Consider the following 21,970-nt stretch of genomic DNA (forward strand, 5'->3'; position numbering starts at 1 on the left):
CGCTCTCACATTCAATCGCCGGAACTAGACAGTACTCCTCGAAGTTCTTCGGAAAGAGCCTTTGCTGCTTTAATATGGCCTTTGAGTGTGGGATGATCTCTCATTCCAAGCTCATCGGCTGTGCAAAGCGGAAGAATGAAAAGAGATACTTTTTCATCACCTGCTGCCATGCTGTATTCATTGACTGCTGCTTCTATTGTATCCTTTATATCTGCACCCATCATTCCATATGCCCACAAAACATAAGCATCCGGGTTATTCTTTCTTATCTTTTTAAGGAAATCAACTGCTGTCACTTTGAAATCTTGCAAGAATTTTTCTTGTTCTTTTTTGCTTTCCAAGTTTTTAAGTCCAAACTGATCGTTGGTTCCGAGATTAAGTATAACGGCGTCGACTTTTCTTTTTCCAAAATCCCAGTCATCCTGAGCGCCTGCTGCCGCATTCTCAGCTCCGCCGAGAGTTCCCGCAACCTTCTCATAGTGCGGCGGTATAACAAGCGTACGATCTCCGTTCCATGCAGCGTAGAGCCCAAATCCGCTCTGTGATACCACGTTGTAATCAGCATTAAGCTCTTTTGCCGTAAGATATGCATAATCATTGGAACAGCTAAACACCGCCGGAACCCAGTCTTCTTCTTTTGTAAGCGCTGCGCCTTCACCGGAGGTTATGCTGTCGCCGATAAATTCAAGGAAAAGAGCTTTCTCTTTTACCTCTGCGAATTCACCGTTTGCCTCTATATCTTTAATCTTGATATATGATACGGTGTCTTCAAAGTACCCCTGAGTAGTCCTGAGTATCTTGAATTCTCTGTTCTTTCTAAGCTCTCCGCCGCCCCACAGATGAATCCTATTGATGCCTTTTTCAAGCGATCTTCTCTGTGACAGCTCATCATTTACAAATACTTCAATCCACAGATCAAGCCTGTCAAATGCAGCCTCAAGCTCGATCCATACATCTGTTGCATCCGTTACGAATCTAACTCCGCTTCCGCTAAGGAAAAGTGTGATATCTTCTCCTATAGGAGATCGTCCGTAAACTTGTAATTTCTTCTCTTTTGCCAATATACCCGGTTTCATAATTATTTCCAGTTCAACCTCCATATCCTTCTTTTAGATATAGTCAATTGTACCGCCGGGCGTGAGCAATGGCAATCAAGCTTCTTTTATTCCGTCGGTTCTGATGATGAACTTCACGCTGCTGTCTATGTCGTCCGCAGCTCCGCCGAATGTTTTGTATTCAGAACCTGCTTTCTGTATTGCTGTAAGCTTATCGGTAAACTCGGTCAGATCTCCGTCAAATACTTCATAGAGCTTGTCTATTCCTTCTTCGTCGAATTTGATCACGCCGTCTACAAGCTCCTGCACACCGTCGTCTAGCTCTATGACTCCGTCATATAACTCTTTAACTCCGTCGCCTAGCTGATGCGTTCCGTCATTGAGCTTATAAGCACCGTCTACGAGAGCTTCGTTGTTGGATACAAGTGTGCCCGTTCCGTCAGAGAGCTGTTTAGCTCCGTCGCTGAGCTTTCCAAGGCCTTCATCAAGCTGACTTGTTCCGTCGTAAAGCTCTGAAAGTCCGCCTGCAAGAGCCTTGTTTCCTTCTGCTACCTGCTGTGCACCGAGAACAAGCTGCTGTAACTGCTTTGCCGCTTCGGGGGTCATTCCTGTGCTTCCTCCCGTTGCTGAAGACATTGTCTGTATAACGGCTCCAAGTGCATTTGCCATACCCTGAGCTGCACCTATTATGCTGTAGTACTCATTTGCAGCCTGCACATAGCCTGCTATCTCACCCTGATCATAGCTGATAGATCCGTCAACAGGGCTCACACTATAGAGCATTGCTCCAAGTCCCGCTCCCTGCTGAAGATTATTCGCATTAACTGTCAGCTGGCTTCCTGCAAGCATCGCTGCCTTCTCTTCAGCTGTCATTCCGTCTCCTGCAGGCTGCTGTGATCCATTTGGATTCAAAGTGACGTTATCACCGTTTTCTGCGCCTGCGTTGTCTCCTGCACCACCGGCATTTCCTGCTCCGGCGCTGCTGCCACCGTTATCGCCGTTGCTTCCACTTCCGGAGCCATTACTGCTTCCACCGGCCGCGCCGCTGCCTGAACCACTTCCGCCGTTATCGCCGCCTGAGTTTCCGCTACCGTTATTTCCTGCTCCGGCGTTGCTGCCGCTGTTACCGCCATCACCGCTTCCGGAGTTTCCGCTACCGGTATCACTGCTTCCCGCGCCGGCACCGCCATTTCCGTTACTGTCGCCGCTTCCGGCATTTCCGCTTCCGGTATCACTGCCCGAGCCTTCACTTCCGGAGCCCGAATTTCCGCCGTTGTATCCGCTGCCGTTGCCATTGTTGCTGTCTCCGTTATTGTCTCCGGATCCGTCTCTGGTAAGCTCTCCCTCAGTTACATCTCTTTCGGGAGCTTCATCTCCGCTAGGTACAGGTGTAGCGGTCACTGTATATCCACCCAATTTAGTTAACTCAACAACTGCATTTAAATGAGCATTTCTCCAAGCGACTGCTTTGGCAGCGGAATCAATACCACCGTTTGTAAGCTTGTACATGCAGGCTACGATCGCAGGAGAACAATCTCCTCCGTTCTTAAGCCAAGCAGCCGTAGCTTCAAATGCTGCTTTTTGATCATTTAACTCTTTTACCGAATCGCTAAGACCGGAAAGACTCTCAGCCATCTTGGCCACCGTGGCAACGCCGTCGCTTACCTGTTTTGAACCGTCAGCAAGTTTGTTGGCATTCTCAACAAGCTTAGCTTCATCCATAGCTTTTTTCATCTTGTGAGTTCCGTCATGTGCCTGGCTTGCTCCGTCTGCAAGTGCCGAAGCGCCTTCGTTTATCTTACTTGTAGCGTCGGTATAAGCAACGATTCCGTTGTAGAAATCAAGCGTTCCGTCTTTAAGCTCGCTAGTTCCGTCGTAGAGTTCTCCCACTCCGTCTTTTAACTCGCCTGTTCCGTCTTTAAGTTCCTTGTTGGCATCCACAAGCTTATCGGATGCATCGTTTAATTCTCCCATGTCATCTTTAAGATCATTGATCTTGTCGGATTCTGTTATATCAGTAATACCAAAGTCGGAAAGCACATCGGAGCTTGCCATAGTGATTGTCATTCCAAGCTCAAAATCCGTAGTGTTTGCAGTTACTTCAAAATAATTTGCAAGTTTACTGTCAAGATCTCCGTCCTCATTGAGCTCATCCCATTTATCCTCATCGACATCAAGACTGTCCTTAAGTCCGGGAAGTGCAATACCAAGAACAATTATATTGCCGCCCTCCGAAATAACTTTTCCGTTGGATACTTCAACCTCACTGAACTTATCGGGATCAAGCGTCATTCCTGATATCATCGCAAAAGGTGTGTAAACCTCAATCTCTTTTCCGTCCACATCAACCGTCTGTTTATCATTATTCTCATAGTCAAAGCGGATGGTTACCTTTCCGCTCTTTCCTGCGAGTTCCTCGGGAGAAATATCTTTTCCGTCGAGCTTGTATGAAACCTTCATCTTGACCGGAAGCTCTTTTGCCGTGGTACCCTGATAGTAAATGTCTGAACCCTTGGCATTCCATGTAAGTGTTCCGTCGCCATTGTCCGTGTAGCTCTCATCGCCCTTTACATTAACAATGTTCTGAAGAGTTGTTGTATCTGAAAGAGTATCCGAAGCATCTGCATTCTTAAGCCACTCGCTGACTATAACCTCATCAACCGCTCCGTTAGCATCCGCCGTAACGTACACAGTCTCTACCTTTCCGGCTTCATCCGATGCGCCCGCCGTACTCTTTATTATGCTATCCTCAAGCTCTTTTTCCCCGGCAGTTTCTTCTACGGCCACACTCGCGTCTTCCGTAGTATTTGCCCCGCAAGCTACAGTCATTATCGCAAGCATCGCAGCCATTACAACAGATAATGATTTAATAAGATTTTTTCTGATCATAATATCACCTCTCCAACGCACTTAAGCAATCCTGTGCATATGATTGTGTATAAACTCATGAATATGTCCTTTGGGGACATCCACGCCCTTCATTCCGAACGTGGTCTTTATGATAAGCCTGTCAAATATCATGTACATGGCAGGAAGTACAAGTAATACGGTAAACATACTTACGATCGCGCCCCTCGCCATAAGGTTACAAAGAGAGCCGATCATATCGATGCTCGAGATAATTCCGACACCGAAGGTCGCAGCAAAAAAGCTGAGTGCACTTACAATTACCGACTTCATACCGGTTGAAAGAGATATAAGCGTCGCCTCTTTTTTGTCATGTCCGTTCTTTCTCTCGGAAAGATATCTCGTCGTCATAAGTATCGCGTAATCAACCGTCGCTCCGAGCTGTATGGTTCCTATTACAACCGATGATATGAAAGGTATCGTCGTCCCTGTGTAATACGGAAGACCCATGTTTACGAATATCGCAAACTCGATGACCGCAACGAGTATAAACGGAAGTGAGACCGATTTAAGTACACACGCGATGATAAGGAAAACAAGTCCTATCGAAACGGCATTTACCACCTTAAAATCGTGCGCCGTTATATTTATAAGATCCTTGGTGCACGGAGCCTCTCCGACTACCATCGCTTTAGGATCGTAGCTTTTTACTATCTTGTCGACCTTCGCTATCTGATCGTTGATCTCGTCGGAAGCGATCTTATAATCTGTTGTCAAAAGAATCAGCTTCCAGTCGTCACTCTCAAGGTCGGATAAAAGATCTTCCGGAATAAATTCTCTCGGAATCGAAGGTCCGAGCACCGTATCGGCGCCGAGTACAGTAAGAATGCCGTCGGTGTTCTTAAGCTCTTTTATCATCTGCTGAGTCGAAGCCTCATCCAGGTTCTTATCTATTAAAAGCATGTAGGCCGAGTTCATATCGAACTTTGCATCTACCTCATTCGCACCCTGAACGCTCTCAAGCTTATCGGGAAGCGTCTGCGTAAGATCGTAGTAAACATTCGCATGCTCGTTTCCGTAAATTGCAGGTACCAACAATGCAAGAAAAACAGCAAAAAACACAGGATAAAACTTAGCTATTGCCTTGGGAAGCCTTGTAAATTCAGGCATCAGAGGCTTATGTCTTGTCTTTTCGATAACCTTGTCAAAAACAAGTATCATACTCGGAAGAATCGTAACGCATCCGATAACTCCGAATACTACGCCCTTGGCCATTACCACGCCGAGGTCAAGTCCAAGCGTAAAGCTCATAAAGCAAAGCGCCACGAAGCCTGCAACCGTTGTTATCGAGCTTCCTATAACGGACTGGAAAGTCGCCGTTATCGCATTGGCCATGGCTTCTTTTTTATCTTTATTACCGGTCTTCTCAAGCTCTTCCTCGTAGCTGTGCCATAGGAAGATCGAATAATCAAGCGTTACCCCGAGCTGCAATACCGCGCTCAGTGACTGCGTGATAAAAGATATCTCGCCTTTAAATACATTGGTTCCCATGTTGTAAACTATCGCCATTCCTATGCTGAGCAAGAAGAACAGCGGGATAAGATAGGAGTCCATCGTAAGCGAAAGAACTATAACCGCCAAAAGAACCGCGATACCGACATATATCGGAGTCTCCGCCATCGCAAGATTCTTGGTGTCGGTAACTATCGCGCTCATACCGCTCATGAAGCACTGCTTGTTTGAAACCTTGCGGATATCTTCAATGGCGTCCATCGTCGCATCCGCAGAAGTTCCCTCATCGAAAATCACAAACATCATCGTTGCATCGCCCGAATTAAACGCATCGTATACGTCTTTCGGAAGCATTGTCATCGGCACGGACAGGTCCATGACCGAGTCGTACCAAAGAACCTTGGCAACGTGATCCACGTTTTCTATATTGGATTTTAATTTCGCGACATCTTTTTCTTCCATGCCTTCGGCGACATATAACACAAAAGAGCCTGTGCCGAACTGATCAAGAAGAATGTCCTGTCCTTTCATGGTCTCGATATCCTTGGGAAGATATGTGAGGATATCGTAGTTGACTCTCGTGTTAAAATAGCCGATCGCGGAAGGAACAAGAAGCGCAAAAGCCAGTATCAGTATGATATATCGAAGTTTTACGATTACCTTTGACAGCTTTTTCATTTTCGTTCCTCCTAAATTTATGACCGATAGTCATTTTCTAAATATGGTATATCACTTTTCTGACCATTGGTCAATAATTTAACTGAGGATTTTTATCAATATGTAAAATTTGCAGTTTATTCAACGTTCTTAAGCGCTTCACTCATAGGTATCTTGCCGATCTTTCTGTATTCGATGATCGCCACGACAACATATGTTATAAAGCCCATAAGGAACATCTTTACGTATACGCTCGGGTCAAGCCAGATAACCATCCAGCCGCTCATCATCTGCTTTAGCATCACCCTGAATATCTCAACCATCACATATGACAGGATTGGGTAAGACAACAGGAGCGAAACCACAACAACTATTGCAGTCGGTAAAATATATAAAAGCGCGATCTCTTTTTTCCTGTAACCAAGTATCTTGACCATTGAGATTGACTGAACGTTTCTCTCTATAATGAGCTTGGACAAAAGATAAATAAGCACAACGAAAAGGATGACCGAGAACGCATCAACCATGTACATAAGGTCGCCCATCGAGATCATAAGCTGCCTGGTGACTCTTGTAAGAGACTCCTCATCGATCGTCGTTCCGATGTACTTGGTGTCTATGTCCGTTATCTCGCTGTCGGAGAAGTAACCCGAGAACATCTCTTCATCAAAGCCCATAAGCTCATTAAGATGCTTCTGACTCATGAACACGACTATTCCGCCGTCGTAGTCATAAATTCCCGTCACCTTAAAGCCGTAGTACTTATCCTCATACGGCTCTTTAAGCGTTATGACATCGTCTTTTTTAAGTCCGTATTTATCGGCGTATGCTGAGGAAATAAGGACCGTCTTGTCGTCAAATTTCGCATTTATATATCTGCTGTCTTCTTTTATTCCATAGAGCGTGACATCCTCGACTCTGGCGCCGTCATCTCCTATCGTCTTAAGTCCGTAAGCCGAGAACTTTTCGGCATCGGGATTGTTTGATGTGATCTTGCTTTGTAAAAAGACATAGGAAAAAGCCGCTGAAAGCTCATCATCCGTATCGACAACACCGGCCGGAATCTCTATTAAATATGTGTGCTTTGCAAGCATCGACTGCGTGACGATACCCTGATAGTGAATGATAAGCGGAGGCAGCATCATTCCGAAGAAAAGAAGCATGTTCGCAAACAAAAGTCCCATGAACAAAATGATGTAACTGCTCTTGTTTTGTATGAGTATTCGAAGTCTGAAACGATCAAAAAATCTGATCTTATTATTTAATCTGATCGCATCCTTTTGCCTTCCGCCCGAAAGATCTCTTCGAATAAGCTTAAGAGGACTTATCCGCAGTTTCCTTCTTAATATTAGATAGGTAACGATCACCATGATTGCAAAAGGTACAAGCGTAGTCTTAAGGAATGCTTCCGCGCTCCAGACAGTCACGTATGTGGGCAGCGAATAGCTGTTATAGTACATGGATACGCAAACGTCTTTAAAGAACGTATATCCCATGATGTTTCCAAGTACAGCAGCGATCACGGTCACTATAAGAGGCATTGCCATATAGTGTCTTATAAGCTCGCTCTTGGTATATCCCGAAGCACGGAGCGTTCCGATAACGCAAGCTTCTTTGTGGATCGTATTGTTGATCGTGATGCCAAAGACAAAAGCAATAATGATAATCATTATGTATAAAAGAACTTCAACCATCGCCTTGTCGCTTCCAAGATCCTCACCCGTAAATGTGATCGACTGATTAAGGAATCCCGGAACAAAATTTTCAAGCTCGACCTTCTTTGCAATAAGTTCCATGAGGTCGTCCGACATCTCTTTTTCCTCGATATCGTCCAAAGGTTTCTTGTCATAGATCCACGCATAGTTATAGCGAAGGTCTCGCTCGGCATATTCAGAAAACTGCTCTTTTGTCACCACGGCGACACCGAATGCGGATGCATCAAACATCATGTCATTGTTGTTGTAAAAAAGTGCGCTGTAATCGGACAGAGCTACGAGTGCTGTTATCTTATATTCTGTGCCTTCAGAAGTAAGCGTATCTCCGACATTTAAACCATTGTTGTCGGCATACATTCTGTCTATCGCGATCTCTTTTGAATTTGAGGGAAGCTCCCCTTCCATGACACACGCTCTGTCTACTTCTTCTCTGTTTGCAAATATCCTAAATGTAGTGTTGTTATCAAATCCTTTTTCCACGTAAAAATTCTCATATATCTTTACGGGAACTTTGCCGTTTTCTATTCGCTCTTTCTGCGTATCTTTGAGTCTGTCCTCCGTCCTGAAATTACCGTCTTCTATCGAGTATTTTTCAAAGCTTTCATTATAAGCTTTGATCATACTTTCGCCGGCAACCAAAAAGCCCGAGACAAATCCGATAGACAACAAAAGAAGCAAAAAGATAACTATGTATTTTCCTATATCTCCCAGTAGCTCTCGCGGGAGCCTTTTGTTTAAAGGATTTCTCATGATCTTTATCTCCTTTACCAGTCAAGCTCTGCCGCTTTTTGTTTTTCTTCGTTTCTGTAGCTCTTTCTTATAACACCGTCTCTTAGCTTTACAACGAAATCCGCCATGTTTTTGATAGCGTCGTTATGAGTGACCATGATTACGGTATTCCCGTACTTTTGATTGACTTCTTCTATAAGGGTCAGGATCTCTTTTGACGTGTTGTAATCGAGCGCTCCCGTAGGTTCATCGCACAAAAGAATATCCGGATTTTTCACAATGGCTCTGCCGATAGCGCAGCGCTGTTGTTGTCCTCCGGATAATTTGCTTGGTATCTTATTTTGATGTTCTTTCAGACCGAGTACCTCTATGAGTTCGTCTATGTCGAGCGGATTCTTGGAAAGGTATGCTCCGACCTCGATATTTTCTCTTACCGTGAGATTCGGAATGAGATTGTACATCTGGAAGATGTAGCCGAGGTGCTCCCTTCTGTAGCTTGTAAGAGCCTTCTCATTCATGTCGGACATGCTCTTGCCTCTTATGATGATCTTGCCGGAATCTGCGTTGTCTATTCCTCCTATGATATTAAGGAGTGTGGACTTTCCGGATCCCGAGGGTCCGAGTAAAACTACAAACTCTCCCTTCTCTACTTCGAGGCTTATGTCCTTAAGTACTTCTATACGGCTTCCGCCCTCGCCGTATGACTTTTTGATATTTTGTAATTCAAGTTGCATAGTAAACCTCTTTCTACTAACACCCGATAAAGTGATAATTAATATCATATAGTTTAGGATTATATGTTAGCACTTGCTAACATGAATGGCAAGAATTATTTTTTACTTCTCCTTTATCCTTGCAATGTAGTAAAATAAGGGTACAGATGCATTTTGAAAGGCATAACTATGGGAAAAGCTGATCAGAATAAAAAACTGAAAATGGAGAACCTTCTCAACAACGCCTTCGAGCTCTTTACTTCAAAAGGCATCACCAAGACCTCGATCTCCGATATCGTAGAAAAAGCGGGTGTTGCGAAGGGAACGTTTTATCTGTATTTCAAGGATAAATATGATATCAAGAACAGACTGATATCACATAAATCAAGCCTCCTTTTTATGGAGGCTTACGAAGCGTTGCAAAAAGCAAAGCTGACTGCATTTGAAGACAGGCTTATTTTCATCATGGATTACGTTCTTGATGAGCTTGCCAAGAACAAAGGACTTCTTGCATTTATCTACAAAGACCTCAGCTGGGCTGTATTTAAAAAAGCCCTGACTTCACCGGCTACAAGCTCGGAAGTAGACTTTGAAGCCGTCTACAGAAAAATGCTTGATGAATCCGGCTATGAATTTAACGATCCGGAAGTTATGCTGTTTCTTATAATCGAGCTTGTCGGCTCAACAGGCTACAGCTCAATAATGTACAGCGATCCCGTGTCGCTTGATGAGCTTAAGCCGCATCTTGAAGAGACCGTTCGCGCCATTATCAGACAACATATTAAGAATTAAAATACGCCTGCTCTATCACCAATATAGAGCAGGCGTTTATTATCAGATTATTTTATTTCCTCTTGCAAATACGGCTTTTACTTCGAATGTCTTTTTATCGATAAGTACAAGATCTGCGAATTTACCGGGCGTGAACGATCCCGTAAACTCATAGCATCTGACCGCCTTTGCAGGTGTAACGGTTGCAGAATATACCGCATCTTCAATCGGAATTCCCACATTTAATACAGCATGTTTTAAACATCCCATAAGGTTGGTAACAGAGCCTGCTATAGTGCCGTCGTGAAGCTTAGCTTCGTTTCCTCTTACGGTAACGGGCTGCTTACCAAGCTCGTACTCTCCGTCCGCAAGTCCCGTAGCCATCATAGAATCACTGATAAGGGCCACTCTCTCTTTTCCGAAGAGCTTAAATGTTGCTCTTACCATAGGTGCCGCTACATGGATTCCGTCGCAGATAAGCTCCGCAACAACGTCGCCGTCCTCGGCTGCTGCCGCGATAGGGCCGGGATTCCTGTGATGAAGCGGTGCCATCGCATTATAAAGATGTGTCATATGTCTTGCGCCCGCATCTATAGCTCTTTTTGCTATATCATAATCGGCATCGGTGTGCGCTATGGAAATCCTGCACTTCTTGGAAATCTCATTGATAAAATCCATCGAAGGGGTATCTTCTTCGGGAGCGATATCGCAGAGCATTATGCATCCTTCCGATACCTCAAAGAGTCTGTTAAACATGTCTATATCAGGCTTTCTGATATATTTCGTATTCTGCGCGCCGCACTTTTTTTCAGAGATAAAAGGTCCTTCCATGTTGATTCCTTGGAAGTATGCTCTTTTACCGTCTTCCTGAGTCTTCTTATAGGATGCGGCGTTCTTCATGACCTTTGTAAGATCTTCCTCAGAAAGAGTCATTGTCGTCGGCGTGAGTGTCGTAACACCCTGTCTGACCTCATAGTCGAGGATCTTCTCAAGTGTACTGAGTTCTCCATCACTGAAATCAACGCCGTTACAGCCGTGAGTATGAATATCAACAAGTCCGGGAATGGCATAACATCCGGAAGCATCGACACTCTCTCCGCTTGCGTTTTCCACAAACTTAGTACCGTCTATAAAAATATCTTTTGATTCAAAAGAGCCTTCTTCGGTAAAAACTGCCGCATTCTTAATTATCATGTTTTATCTCCCCATAGCTGCTTCGTCTGCAACGATATAAAGGTCATTGTGAAGCTGTAAGATTGAACCCGGAACCTCGGGAGTAATTACTCCGTTAAGGCACTTATTAAGGGCGTCCGCTTTGTCTGAACCGCTTACGATAAGTACGATCTTCTTGGCGGACATGATGCTCTTAATTCCCATTGTGATAGCCTGTCTCGGAACCATTGACTCATCGTCAAAAAGTCTTGAATTGGCTTCTATCGTACTCTGAGTCAGATTTACGAGATGTGTTCCCGTTGAGAAATGATCGTCGGGCTCGTTAAATCCGATGTGACCGTTTCTTCCAAGACCGAGCACCTGAAGATCCGCGCCTCCGAATAAAGCGATAAGGTCGTCGTAGTCCTTACACTCCATCTCGATGTCTCTGGCCATTCCGTTTGGAAGATGCACATTTTCAGGTTTGATATCAACTTTGGAAAAGAGATTGTCATTCATGAAATAGTGATAGCTGTGCTCATCCTCTTTGGGAAGTCCGACATACTCATCAAGGTTAACAGTACGCACCTTGGAAAAATCAAGATCGTTCTTGTTATACCACTCGACAAGCTGCTTATAAGTACCGATAGGTGATGAACCCGTTGCGAGTCCGAGAACGCTGTCAGGCTTTAAGATAACCTGCGCGGAAATAAGATTTGCTGCCCTTCTGCTGACAGCATCGTAGTTTTTCTCAACGTAAATCTGCATAACTATAACCCCTTTTTATTACTTTTTACCCAATAAAACTAACCTACTATGTGTATATAATAGCACCGGGGTAAAACAAAAGCCATACAACAACTTGTGCTTTGTTGTACGGCTTTGTTATTTTTGATTATTATTCTCAGCCCCAAACTTCTTCCGCGATCTCTTTTACCAGTTTGAGCTTAGCCCGCTTAGATCAAATGCATCATAAATGCCAAATGTCTTTATTGTAATCGTTTATAGTTCTGTCAGATGAGAAGTAGCCTGCCTTGGCGATATTTGTAAGCATCATCTTCTTCCACTTATCGCGGTTCTCATAATCTGCAAAGATCTCATCCTTTTTCTTGATATAGCTCTCAAGATCCAAAAGTGTCATGAACCAGTCTTTGTTTATGAGCTCTTTGTAGAGTCTTTCAAGGTTCTCCTTGTGACCGACCGCAAGACACTTCTTACTTACAATGAAATCCACAGCCTCTTTTATCACAGGGCTCTTTTTATAATAGTCCTTTGATACGTAATCGGCTTTCTTGTAATGCTTAATTACTTCATCGGCCTTTACTCCGAAAATGTAGATATTGTCATCTCCTACAAGCTCATGGATCTCAACGTTGGCTCCGTCATCGGTTCCGAGTGTGACCGCGCCGTTAAGCATGAACTTCATGTTACTTGTTCCGGAAGCCTCCTTTGATGCAAGTGAGATCTGCTCAGAAACATCACATGCAGGGATAAGCTTCTCTGCGTAAGTAACGTTGTAGTTCTCAACCATGATAACCTTCATGTACTTGTTTACATCGGGATCGTTGTTTACGATCTCGGAAAGGACAAGAATGAGGTGAATGATGTCTTTTGCTATAACATAAGCAGGTGCAGCCTTGGCGCCGAAGATGAATGTAATGGGGCGTGTAGGCTTCTTGCCACCCTTGATCTCAAGATACTTATGAATAATATAAAGAGCATTCATCTGCTGTCTCTTGTACTCATGAAGTCTCTTTACCTGAATATCGAAGATTGAATCGGGATCAACCTCGACATTTTCATGCTTCTTAAGATACTCAGCAAGCTCTTTTTTCTTGCCCTTCTTGATGGCATCAAGCTCGTCGAGAACCTCCTGTTCATCAATATGATCAAGGAGCTTTTCAAGCTTAAGCGCGTCCTTCTTGAAGCCGTCGCCGATCGTCTTTGAAAGGAAATCGGTAAGCGGATGGTTGCAGGACATAAGCCACCTTCTGAAGGTGATACCATTGGTCTTATTATTGAACTTCTCGGGATAGATCTTGTAGAAGTCATTGAGCTCGCTGTCCTTAAGGATATCAGTATGAATAGCGGCAACACCGTTGATAGAGAAGCCGTAGTGGATATCGATAAAGGCCATGTGAACCTTCTTATCCTTGTCAATTATATGAACCTTGGGGTTCTTGTGCTTAGCCTTAACTCTCTTATCAAGCTCTTTTATATACGGAACGAGCTGAGGAACAACCTTCTCCATGTATGCGAGAGGCCATGTCTCGAGCGCCTCGGCAAGGATTGTATGGTTGGTGTAAGCGCAGGTCTTACTTACAACGCTTATCGCTTCGTCAATGTTAAACGCCTTATCCTCAACGAGAATCCTGATAAGCTCGGGGATTATCATTGTAGGATGCGTATCGTTGATCTGAATAACCGCATGATTGTGAAGCTCATGAAGGTCGTACTGACGCTCCTTCTGCTCTCTTAAGATAAGCTGAGCCGCGTTGGAAACAAGGAAATACTCCTGATAAATTCTAAGTAAGTTTCCGGCCTCATCCGAATCATCGGGATAGAGGAAAAGAGTTAGATTCTTGTCGATCTTGGTCTTATCGAAATCGATGCCCTTCTTAACAAGACTCTCATCAATGCTCTCAATATCAAAAAGACGAAGCTTGTTAACACCTGTATCGTAGCCCGCGATGTTCATATTGTAGAGCCTTGATACGACCTTTTTCTTGCCAAAAGAAACTTCGAAGGTGGTATCTGTCTTCTCAAGCCAGCTCATATCCTCGATCCAGTCATTCTTTTCCGCGTTCTGAAGGTGATCTTTAAATACCTGCTTGAAAAGTCCGTAGTGATAGCAAAGTCCGATTCCCTCTCCGGAAAGTCCGAGTGTAGCGATGGAATCAAGGAAGCATGCCGCAAGTCTTCCAAGTCCGCCGTTTCCAAGTGAAGGCTCGGGCTCGCACTCCTCTATCTGTGCAAGGGATTTGCCGTTCTTTTCAAGGATGGCATTAACCCTGTCGTATACTCGTAAATTTATAAGATTATTGGAAAGAAGTTTACCGATAAGGAACTCCATTGAAATGTAGTAAATCTTCTTCTCGCCGTTACTAAGCTCAGTAACGTCCATAAGTCTCGTAGTCATCTCAAGAAGCACATAGTATGTCTCTTTATCTGTGCACTCCTTAAGTGTTTTTCCAAATAATTCTCCTGCAATTCCGTCAAGCTGCTCCTCAAGATTGAGAACCAATACGTCGCGCTGCATGTTCGTGTGCTTGGACATTTTTTCTTCTCCTCTCTAAATCAGGTAAATTGATTTCGGAAAACGTTTTCCAAAATCTTATATCGGTACTGTACCATAGGAAAACGTTTTCTGCAAGTGCAACTTTATAAATTTACATTGAATAGAAATCCTTATTCAATAAATGATATCTTCATATTTCATTCGCACAAACTCATGAGAAGCCACTATCTTGCGGCCTTTCTCTCCGTTCATAAGCCCTGCCAGTTCCTCAAGGGCAATCCCTGAAATATCCGCAAAGTCCTGCTTTACGGTATTCATCTGTTTTCCTACGTAGCCCATAAGCATGATGCCGTCAAAACCGCATACCGGCCTGAATATATCCATATCTATAAGTGCCTTCATGGCTCCTATAGCCATAAGGTCGGAAGCGCATACGACTATGTCATTGTTCTTGGCAAATTTCATGGTTATCTCTCTGGCCGTAAGCTCGGAGAACTTGCCGTTTTTCACGGTAAGCTTAAGCTTCTTTTCATCGCAGAGCTTCTTGATCCCTTCAAGTCTCTCTCCGGTGACGTATCCGTACTCATCTCCGGAAATATAGAGAACTTTCTTACTCTTATTCTCTGTGATTGTCTTCTTGGCTATATCGTACTGAGCCTTTGCCTGATCGACGCTGACCGATGATGTCGTCTCATTTACCATAGGTGCATCAACAACAACTATCTTGAAATTACCACTCTCAATGAGCTTATGAAGGGCCTTATCCTTGGTCGTCATGCCATAGATTATAAGTCCCTTTATTCCCTGTGAAACAAAGTAATTCGTGACTTCTGCAACGGTCATATCCTCTATCATGGACATGAAAACAGTGATAACATCCATCTGCAGCTCTTTTGCCTTGTGCACCGCACCTGAAATATACTGCATATTGATCTCATCTCTTGAATTACTGCGCTGACCGAGTCGTATAAGAAGCGCCACTCTGCCGGCTTTCTTGGATGAAAGCGTTGCAGCTACGGTGTTGGGAACAAAGCCGAGCCTGTCCACCACTTCATTAACTTTTTTCCTTGTTGCTTCACTTACATTCGGATAGTTGTTTAAAACCTTGGAGACCGTTGAAATAGCAACTCCCGCCTCCTTGGCCACGTCTTTTATCGATACCATATATTTGCCTCTGTATTACATTATACTATATCTTTCCGAGCTGCATGCGATAGTATTTCTCATACAAGCCGCCGTTCATTACGAGCTCTTTGTGGGTTCCGCGCTCTTCGATGCCGTTGTTTCCAAGCACGATGATCTCATCGGCGCCAAGTATCGTAGAAAGTCTGTGCGCGATCGTTATCGTCGTTCTTCCGACCGACAATTTTTCAAGACTGTCCTGAACGTATCTCTCACTTTCGTTATCAAGCGCGCTAGTAGCCTCATCAAGGATAAGGATCGGGGGATTCTTAAGGAACACTCTTGCGATAGCGATCCTCTGCTTCTGTCCGCCCGAAAGTCTTGCTCCTCTCTCACCCACAAGAGTATCAAAGCCGCTTGGAAGAGAATCTATGAACTCCAAGAGATCCGCTTTCTCCGCAGCCTCTCTGATTTCCTCAAATGTGGCGTCGGGCTTACCGTACGCGATATTCTCCCTGACGGTCCCGTTAAAAAGATATACATCCTGCTGCACGATACCGATAAATGAACGAAGCGACCTCTGCGTAACGTCGCGGATATCGATTCCGTCTATCTTGACACTTCCGCCCGTAACATCGTAAAACCTTGGAAGAAGCGAGCAAAGCGTTGTCTTTCCGCCACCGGAAGGGCCGACAATCGCTACATTTCTGCCTTTATCAACATGAAGATCTATATGATCAAGAACGTTATCCTCTTCTCCGTAGGCAAAAGAAACATCTTCGTAGTCGATAACGCCTTCCACCTTCGTAAGCTCTTTTGCCCCCTCTTTATCAACAATTTCGGGCATCGTATCCATGACCTCGCAGAATCTTCCAAAGCCCGCAAGGCCCTTCTGAAGCTGCTCCGTAAACTCGACAAGTACGTTCACGGGATTGATGAAGATGTTGATGTAGAGAGCATAGATAGCCATGTCCTCTACGCTCATCTGCCCTTTGGCGATAAACACGCCGCCCGCAACGATAACGGTCACAAACAGGAGCCCTTCAAAGAAATTGTTTCCCGAATGGAAGAGAGCCATCTGCTTGTAATTGTCTTTCTTGGATTCAAGGAAAGCGAGGTTGCTTTCGTCAAATTTCTTTTCCTCGATCTCCTCACCGGTAAAGGATTTCACGACCTTGATGCCGCCGAGCGTATCCTGAAGTGATGAATTGATGCCGGCAACCTTCTTCCTGTTATCGGAGAACGTTGCTCTCATCTTCTTGTTGCGGCTTACGGAAAAAACAGCCATAACAAGCACTACTGCGACCAGGCATAGCGTCATCGGCACGTTTATTCGCATAAGCAAAATGATCGATCCGACTATTTTTATAAAAGAAATAAATATGTTCTCGGGGCCGTGGTGCGCAAGCTCGGAAATATCGAAAAGGTCCGAGACAAGCTTACTCATCATCTCGCCCGTATTGTGCGTATCATAGTAGGAAAAAGAAAACGCTTCAAAGCGCTCAAACAGCTCTTTTCGCATGCCCGATTCCATCTTGGCGCCCATCATATGACCCCAGTAGGTAACATACCATCTGCAGAGGAATCTGATGAAATACAGAACCAGCAAAACAAGTCCGATTATCCAGATTCTCTTTATGATTATCTGTGGTTCTTCCAAGAAAAGCGTTGCTCTGAGTATCCTTATAAACTGCGGAAAAACGAGGTCTATAACAGATAAGACCGTGGCGCAGAAAAGGTCGAACAAAAATACTCCTATATATGGTTTGTAATACGGTATAAATTTCTTGATAAGATCCATGTATGTCTCCGTTTTAAGTATTTACGCGGCGTGTCCCTCCGCGAGGTTCTTAAGCCAGCGTTCTTTTTTTAGCCAGAAATAGAATATCGTCACCTTTATGAAATCAACAAGCTTGATATAGATAAAAAGCTGAATAGGGCCGATGCTTGTATATATTCCAAGGATAAGTATCATAGGGATCAATATAACAAGGGTTACTAGCGCATCCCCGTATGCTCCCATCTTGGTATCGCCTCCGGATCTGGCAACCGCCTGCTGTGCGTTGATATAAACCCAAACAGGCATGAAGAGTGCAAGTACAACTACCATTCTTTCGGTTATGCTGATCGCTTCCGGGCTAAGCCTTCCGTAGACGACGGGAACAAGCGCTATCGTAAAGAAACCAAGAAGTGTCATAAGGCACCCAAACACAATAGATCCGGATAAGAGCCAGTTCTTTTGATCACGCGCTTTTTCAAGATTTCCTTCTCCCAGCGTCTTACCTATTATAACGCTTGTTGCCGAATAAATTCCTCCGAATGCCACGAAAAAGAGATTTGCTATCGCAAAGCTCGCCGACATTCCGGATACGACTTCAGCGCCGCCTCTGCTGTTGAAGATAGCGGTATTTACCGTCTCGGAAAATACCCAAGTCATCTCGCAGAAAAGCATGAGAGCGCCCTTCTTAAGTATCTCACCAAAGAGCCTTAAGTCAACTTTAAAGCCTTTTCCGAATTCAATCGCAAACTCCGGCTTAACCTTAATATATATGCCTAAAAAGATCAAAAATTCCACGGTTCTCGCAATAACGGTCGCAACCGCAGCTCCTCTTACGCCAAGCGCAGGGAACCCGAAGTGTCCGTAGATAAGAATATAGTTAAATACAGTATTGGTCAGTGTCGCGATAACCGTGACAACAAGCGGAGCCTTAACTCTTCCCATATCTCTCAGGGAGCTTGCAATACTGACGGACAGCGTCATAAGAGGTCCCATAAAGAACATTATGCGTATATATCTGACCGCCTCATCGAGGATAAGCGGCGCCTGACTGTTTCCTATCAGCATAAGTGACAACACCTGTCTTGGGAAAACACGGCAAACAAAGAAATACGGTATAAATGCGGACATTCCCATGAATACCTTAAATACAAATGCCTGCTGCATTCCCGCCTTGTCTTTTGCCCCGAAAAACTGTGTTAAGAAGATTCCGCCTGCCATGGTTATTGTATTTACAAACACCATAAAAATAAACAGAATCTGGCCCGCAACGTTAACTCCGGACATGGAGACATCTCCAAGCCCCGAGACCATAAAATTATCTATAAGCGATACCATGTTCTGAATAAGCGCCTGTAGCATGATCGGAATCGCAATCGCAAGTGCGCTTTTGTAAAAAGACACATCACCGAATAAACTTTTTTTCTCTCTCATAACTTCTCCCATGTTTTGCCTGAAATACCCTCTATTTCCATAACTTAAGTGTAAGTTTCTCTATTGTACTCTTTGTATGGGAAGAAATCCATTCAAAAAAGCATATAGGCTTATCATTTTCTGTGTTTTTCGCATTGCATGAAAAAGGTCCCGGCAGTCATCTGTCGGGACCTTTGTGTTCGTATTGTTTGTAAAAAGGCTTATACAAACTTGCTGCCTTTGTGTCTCTTAATCTCGAAGCTTCCGCCGGATGAGATAGTCTCTTTTACGAAGGCATTCATGATATCGCTGTAGCCGCGCTTATCATCCTTGCTGTATCCGGGCTGAAGCGAATCAAATTCGCCGTTTTCATAAGTAACCGCGAGCGCATTGCTCTCATTGGTCTTGATAATGATAAGCGTCTTGGCTCCGCTGCTTACAACGGTATATTCATAATCATCTGTATCGAGGAAGCTCTCTATATCGGTAACGGCGCCTGCAACGGCATCCGCAAGATCTGTCGAAGAAGCTTGCGCTGTTTCTTCAAATGCTGGTTCTTCTGCAACAGGCTCTGTAAGAGCATCTACCTCTGCGTTTAATATATCGTCAAGGCTCTGGCCAGCGCTTTCTGCTACAGCAGCGTCATTCTCTGCTGCCGCCATTGCCGCCATAAGGGCATCCATCTCGGCTGCATCAGCAGTTGCTGCCTCCTGCGCAACAACATCTCCGAGCGAAGGTTCCTCCAATGCGGGCTCTTCTATCACGGGCTCTGCAAGAACAGGCTCCTCGATATCGGGGATTTCCATTGTTTCGGGTGAAGGCTCTTCTGCAGGCATTTCAACGGGTGCTTCTGCTGCAATATCAGGCGCAGCTTCCGGTGCAGGCTCTTCTGACAGCATTGCAGCTTCCGATGCAGCTACGAGCGCTTCAAGCTCAGCTGCCTGTTCTTCTGTTGTCAATGCTGATCCAAGTACTTCCAACTCAGATGCCTGCTCATCTGTTGCCGGTGCGGCGCCCAGATCAAGCGCGTCGTCCGCCATAGCGGAAATATCAATATCGGGTGCAGCCTCTGCAAGTGCTGCATCCGGTGCGAGCTCAGGCATTGCCTGTGCAAGTGCTTCATTTGCAACATCGCTTGCTCCCATTGCAGCAAGCATAGCATCTATATCTGTTGCACCGCCGTCTGCGGGTGCTTCTGCCGAAATATCAGGTGCTGCATTCGCAGCAGGTTCTTCCATCGCTGGCATCTCTGCCACGGGCTCCGCAATAGCATCCGATGAAGGCTCTGCAATAGCTTCCGCAGGCATTTCTTCCGCAGGAATATCAGCTGCCGCAGGTTCAGCTTCTGCTGCCGCAGCAGCCATAAGTGCATCAACATCGGAAGCCGTCTCGGCATTTGCCATTGCAGCGAGCATAGCATCCACATCTACAGGCGCAGCCTCAGGTGCAGGTTCCTCTGCAGGAATCTCCGCTCCGGTAGCTTCATTTCCGCTTGCAGCCAACATAGCATCAATATCAACAGCTTCCGCTGCAGGTTCAGCCACTGCTTCGCCCACCATAGCAGCCATTGCCGCCATTGCATCTGCTTCCGCCGTTTCAGCGGGGCTTGCGGGGATCTCGGCGTCAGGCGCTGCCTCCGCTGCCGCTGTTTTAGCCTTTTCTTCGGCCAATATTTCTTCAAGATCCGGAATATCCGGTTCTGCCACTGTATCCATTTCAGGTGCGGCTTCTGCCACAGGTTCTGCCGGCACTTCCGGTGCCGCTTCGGGGATAACCTCTGCCGCCGCTTCGGGAATAGTCTCTGCAGCAAGTTCCGGTACTGCTTCGGGAACTGCCTCAGCTGCAACTTCAGGGGTAACTTCAGGTATAGCTTCCGGCGCAGGCTCAGGAACTGCCTCCGGAGCAGGCGCAGCCGCTTTCTTACGGGTTCTCTTTGGCTTGGGAGCCTCTTCCGCAGGTGCTTCAGGCACAGTTTCTTCAACAGCTTCCGCCTCTGCGCTCGCAGCAGCTGCCGCAGCATTCTCTTCAGCTTTCATAGCCGCCAAAAGATCGTCAACATTCGCAGTAGATAAATCCTGTCCGTTAAGAATATCCTGAGTGCTCATGCCTTCCATATAAAGTCTCCTTTCGAACCGATAAACCGTCTACTATTATTATCTAATATTTCATAACGAAATAACAGTAAATTTTTTATGAATTCAGAAAGTTTAAAGTAACAGTTCTATGGAGAAATTGCCGTCTTCGACTTTGATGTCCATGTGACCATCATACTTATTAATGACTGTCTTTACGTTATCAAGGCCGTGTCCGTGGAGTTCTTTATCTTCCTTGGTTGTTACAAGCTTGCCATTTTCATATTTAAGTTCCTTGTGGATTGGGTTCTTTTGCAGGATACACAAAACATCGTTGTAAGGATAGCAAACAAGCTTTATCTCATCGCCGCTTTCGCATGCCTCGATCGCATTGTTCATAATATTGGAAAAGATAATACAAAGCTCATAATCATCCGCTTTATTTTCCTTAAGAAGCGCGACCTGATACGTGAATGTAATTCCTTTCTCCTCGCACATATCGGCACACCGTCCCAGTATTCCGTCAACAGCAACATTTCCGGAAATGATAGCCTTGCTGTATTTTTCCGAATCTTCGACAAGACCGCCGCAATACTTCTTAAGACCTTCCGTATCTCCGGCCTCTGCAAGGGAACTTAGCGCATAGATGTGTGCCTTAAAATCATGTCTGCATGATCTTAGCTTTTTCTCACTCTCCAAAATCGCATCAATCTGCTCTTTTTGCGAATTTAATGTATTTTTTTGGCATTCCGAAACAAATCTTTCATGCATTCGCGATTTTTCAAGATAAATCGAGTACATTACCAGAATATAGAAAATAAGGCTCATGATAATAACCGTGTTAACATACATTTCGGTTTCAACCAATTTTCTTTGCTTTATTACAGCCTCTTTTTCCCCAATAGCAATCCCGACCAAAACTGTGCAAATATTCAAAAGAATTATCTGCATAGCACTTAGTTCTATTCCGCGCGAATTTCTTCTGGTTCTAAATACAAGATATAAAAGTCCGCACGTCACAAACACTCCAAGAAATCTATTGAAATAGCTTTCTATTATATTTTCCTGAGAAATAGTATTAAAAGAATAAATCCAAATATTTATTATAGACGCTATAGTCGTAGGAACACCAAATACAGGAAAATAAAGCCCCAACCATTTAGAAGTTTTTCCTTTGAACAAAAAAGGAAGAACCAA

At 44.7% G+C, this 21,970-nt stretch carries 14 protein-coding genes; 1 reads left to right on the plus strand and 13 read right to left on the minus strand.

The window, feature by feature from the left end; translation table 11 throughout:
- Positions 1 to 11 precede the first annotated feature (11 nt).
- From BM377_RS08500 to BM377_RS08520, 5 genes are all read right to left on the minus strand, one after another.
- Complete coding sequence (locus tag BM377_RS08500) at positions 12 to 1,100, minus strand: SGNH/GDSL hydrolase family protein (RefSeq protein WP_092246688.1); 1,089 nt, start codon at positions 1,098 to 1,100, stop codon at positions 12 to 14.
- A gap of 51 nt (positions 1,101 to 1,151) precedes the next feature.
- Entirely contained in the window at positions 1,152 to 3,944 is a 2,793-nt protein-coding gene (locus BM377_RS08505) for a hypothetical protein (RefSeq protein ID WP_092246690.1), read from the minus strand.
- Positions 3,945 to 3,965: 21 nt separating this feature from the next.
- Positions 3,966 to 6,092: an efflux RND transporter permease subunit gene (locus BM377_RS08510; RefSeq protein ID WP_092246694.1), complete on the minus strand. Its 2,127-nt coding sequence runs from the start codon at positions 6,090 to 6,092 to the stop codon at positions 3,966 to 3,968.
- Between the two features lie 116 nt (positions 6,093 to 6,208).
- Positions 6,209 to 8,536 carry an ABC transporter permease gene (locus BM377_RS08515; RefSeq protein ID WP_092246697.1) on the minus strand — a complete coding sequence of 776 codons (2,328 nt, stop codon included), beginning with the start codon at positions 8,534 to 8,536 and terminating at the stop codon, positions 6,209 to 6,211.
- A gap of 14 nt (positions 8,537 to 8,550) precedes the next feature.
- Positions 8,551 to 9,249, minus strand: a complete 699-nt coding sequence (locus tag BM377_RS08520) for an ABC transporter ATP-binding protein (protein WP_092246700.1) — start codon at positions 9,247 to 9,249, stop codon at positions 8,551 to 8,553.
- A 168-nt stretch (positions 9,250 to 9,417) separates the two neighbouring features.
- Between BM377_RS08520 and BM377_RS08525 the strand changes: the two genes are divergently transcribed.
- A complete protein-coding gene (locus BM377_RS08525) occupies positions 9,418 to 10,020 on the plus strand; it encodes a TetR/AcrR family transcriptional regulator (RefSeq protein ID WP_092246703.1) in 603 nt (200 codons plus the stop codon).
- 42 nt (positions 10,021 to 10,062) lie between these two features.
- On the opposite strand, the gene nagA is transcribed toward BM377_RS08525, so the two are convergent.
- The 8 genes from nagA to BM377_RS08565 all read right to left on the minus strand — a co-directional run bounded on the left by nagA (position 10,063) and on the right by BM377_RS08565 (position 21,793).
- Entirely contained in the window at positions 10,063 to 11,193 is a 1,131-nt protein-coding gene (gene nagA / locus BM377_RS08530) for an N-acetylglucosamine-6-phosphate deacetylase (protein ID WP_092246706.1), read from the minus strand.
- A gap of 3 nt (positions 11,194 to 11,196) precedes the next feature.
- The gene (gene nagB / locus BM377_RS08535; RefSeq protein WP_092246709.1) at positions 11,197 to 11,919 is read right to left on the minus strand and encodes a glucosamine-6-phosphate deaminase; all 723 of its coding nucleotides are present in this window, start codon (positions 11,917 to 11,919) and stop codon (positions 11,197 to 11,199) included.
- A gap of 202 nt (positions 11,920 to 12,121) precedes the next feature.
- Positions 12,122 to 14,428, minus strand: a complete 2,307-nt coding sequence (locus BM377_RS08540) for a glycogen/starch/alpha-glucan phosphorylase (protein WP_177223835.1) — start codon at positions 14,426 to 14,428, stop codon at positions 12,122 to 12,124.
- A 135-nt stretch (positions 14,429 to 14,563) separates the two neighbouring features.
- Positions 14,564 to 15,553 carry a LacI family DNA-binding transcriptional regulator gene (locus BM377_RS08545; protein WP_092246712.1) on the minus strand — a complete coding sequence of 330 codons (990 nt, stop codon included), beginning with the start codon at positions 15,551 to 15,553 and terminating at the stop codon, positions 14,564 to 14,566.
- Positions 15,554 to 15,578: 25 nt separating this feature from the next.
- A complete protein-coding gene (locus tag BM377_RS08550) occupies positions 15,579 to 17,312 on the minus strand; it encodes an ABC transporter ATP-binding protein (RefSeq protein WP_092246715.1) in 1,734 nt (577 codons plus the stop codon).
- A gap of 21 nt (positions 17,313 to 17,333) precedes the next feature.
- A complete protein-coding gene (locus BM377_RS08555; RefSeq protein ID WP_207646908.1) occupies positions 17,334 to 18,722 on the minus strand; it encodes an MATE family efflux transporter in 1,389 nt (462 codons plus the stop codon).
- A gap of 200 nt (positions 18,723 to 18,922) precedes the next feature.
- Positions 18,923 to 20,815 (minus strand): prolipoprotein diacylglyceryl transferase, encoded by a 1,893-nt coding sequence (locus BM377_RS08560; RefSeq protein ID WP_092246722.1) that lies wholly within the window; start codon positions 20,813 to 20,815, stop codon positions 18,923 to 18,925.
- Between the two features lie 93 nt (positions 20,816 to 20,908).
- Entirely contained in the window at positions 20,909 to 21,793 is an 885-nt protein-coding gene (locus BM377_RS08565) for a sensor histidine kinase (protein ID WP_177223836.1), read from the minus strand.
- Between the last annotated feature and the right edge of the window lie 177 nt (positions 21,794 to 21,970).

It is taken from the genome of Butyrivibrio sp. INlla21, from assembly GCF_900116875.1.
In the GTDB taxonomy this organism is placed as follows: domain Bacteria; phylum Bacillota; class Clostridia; order Lachnospirales; family Lachnospiraceae; genus Butyrivibrio.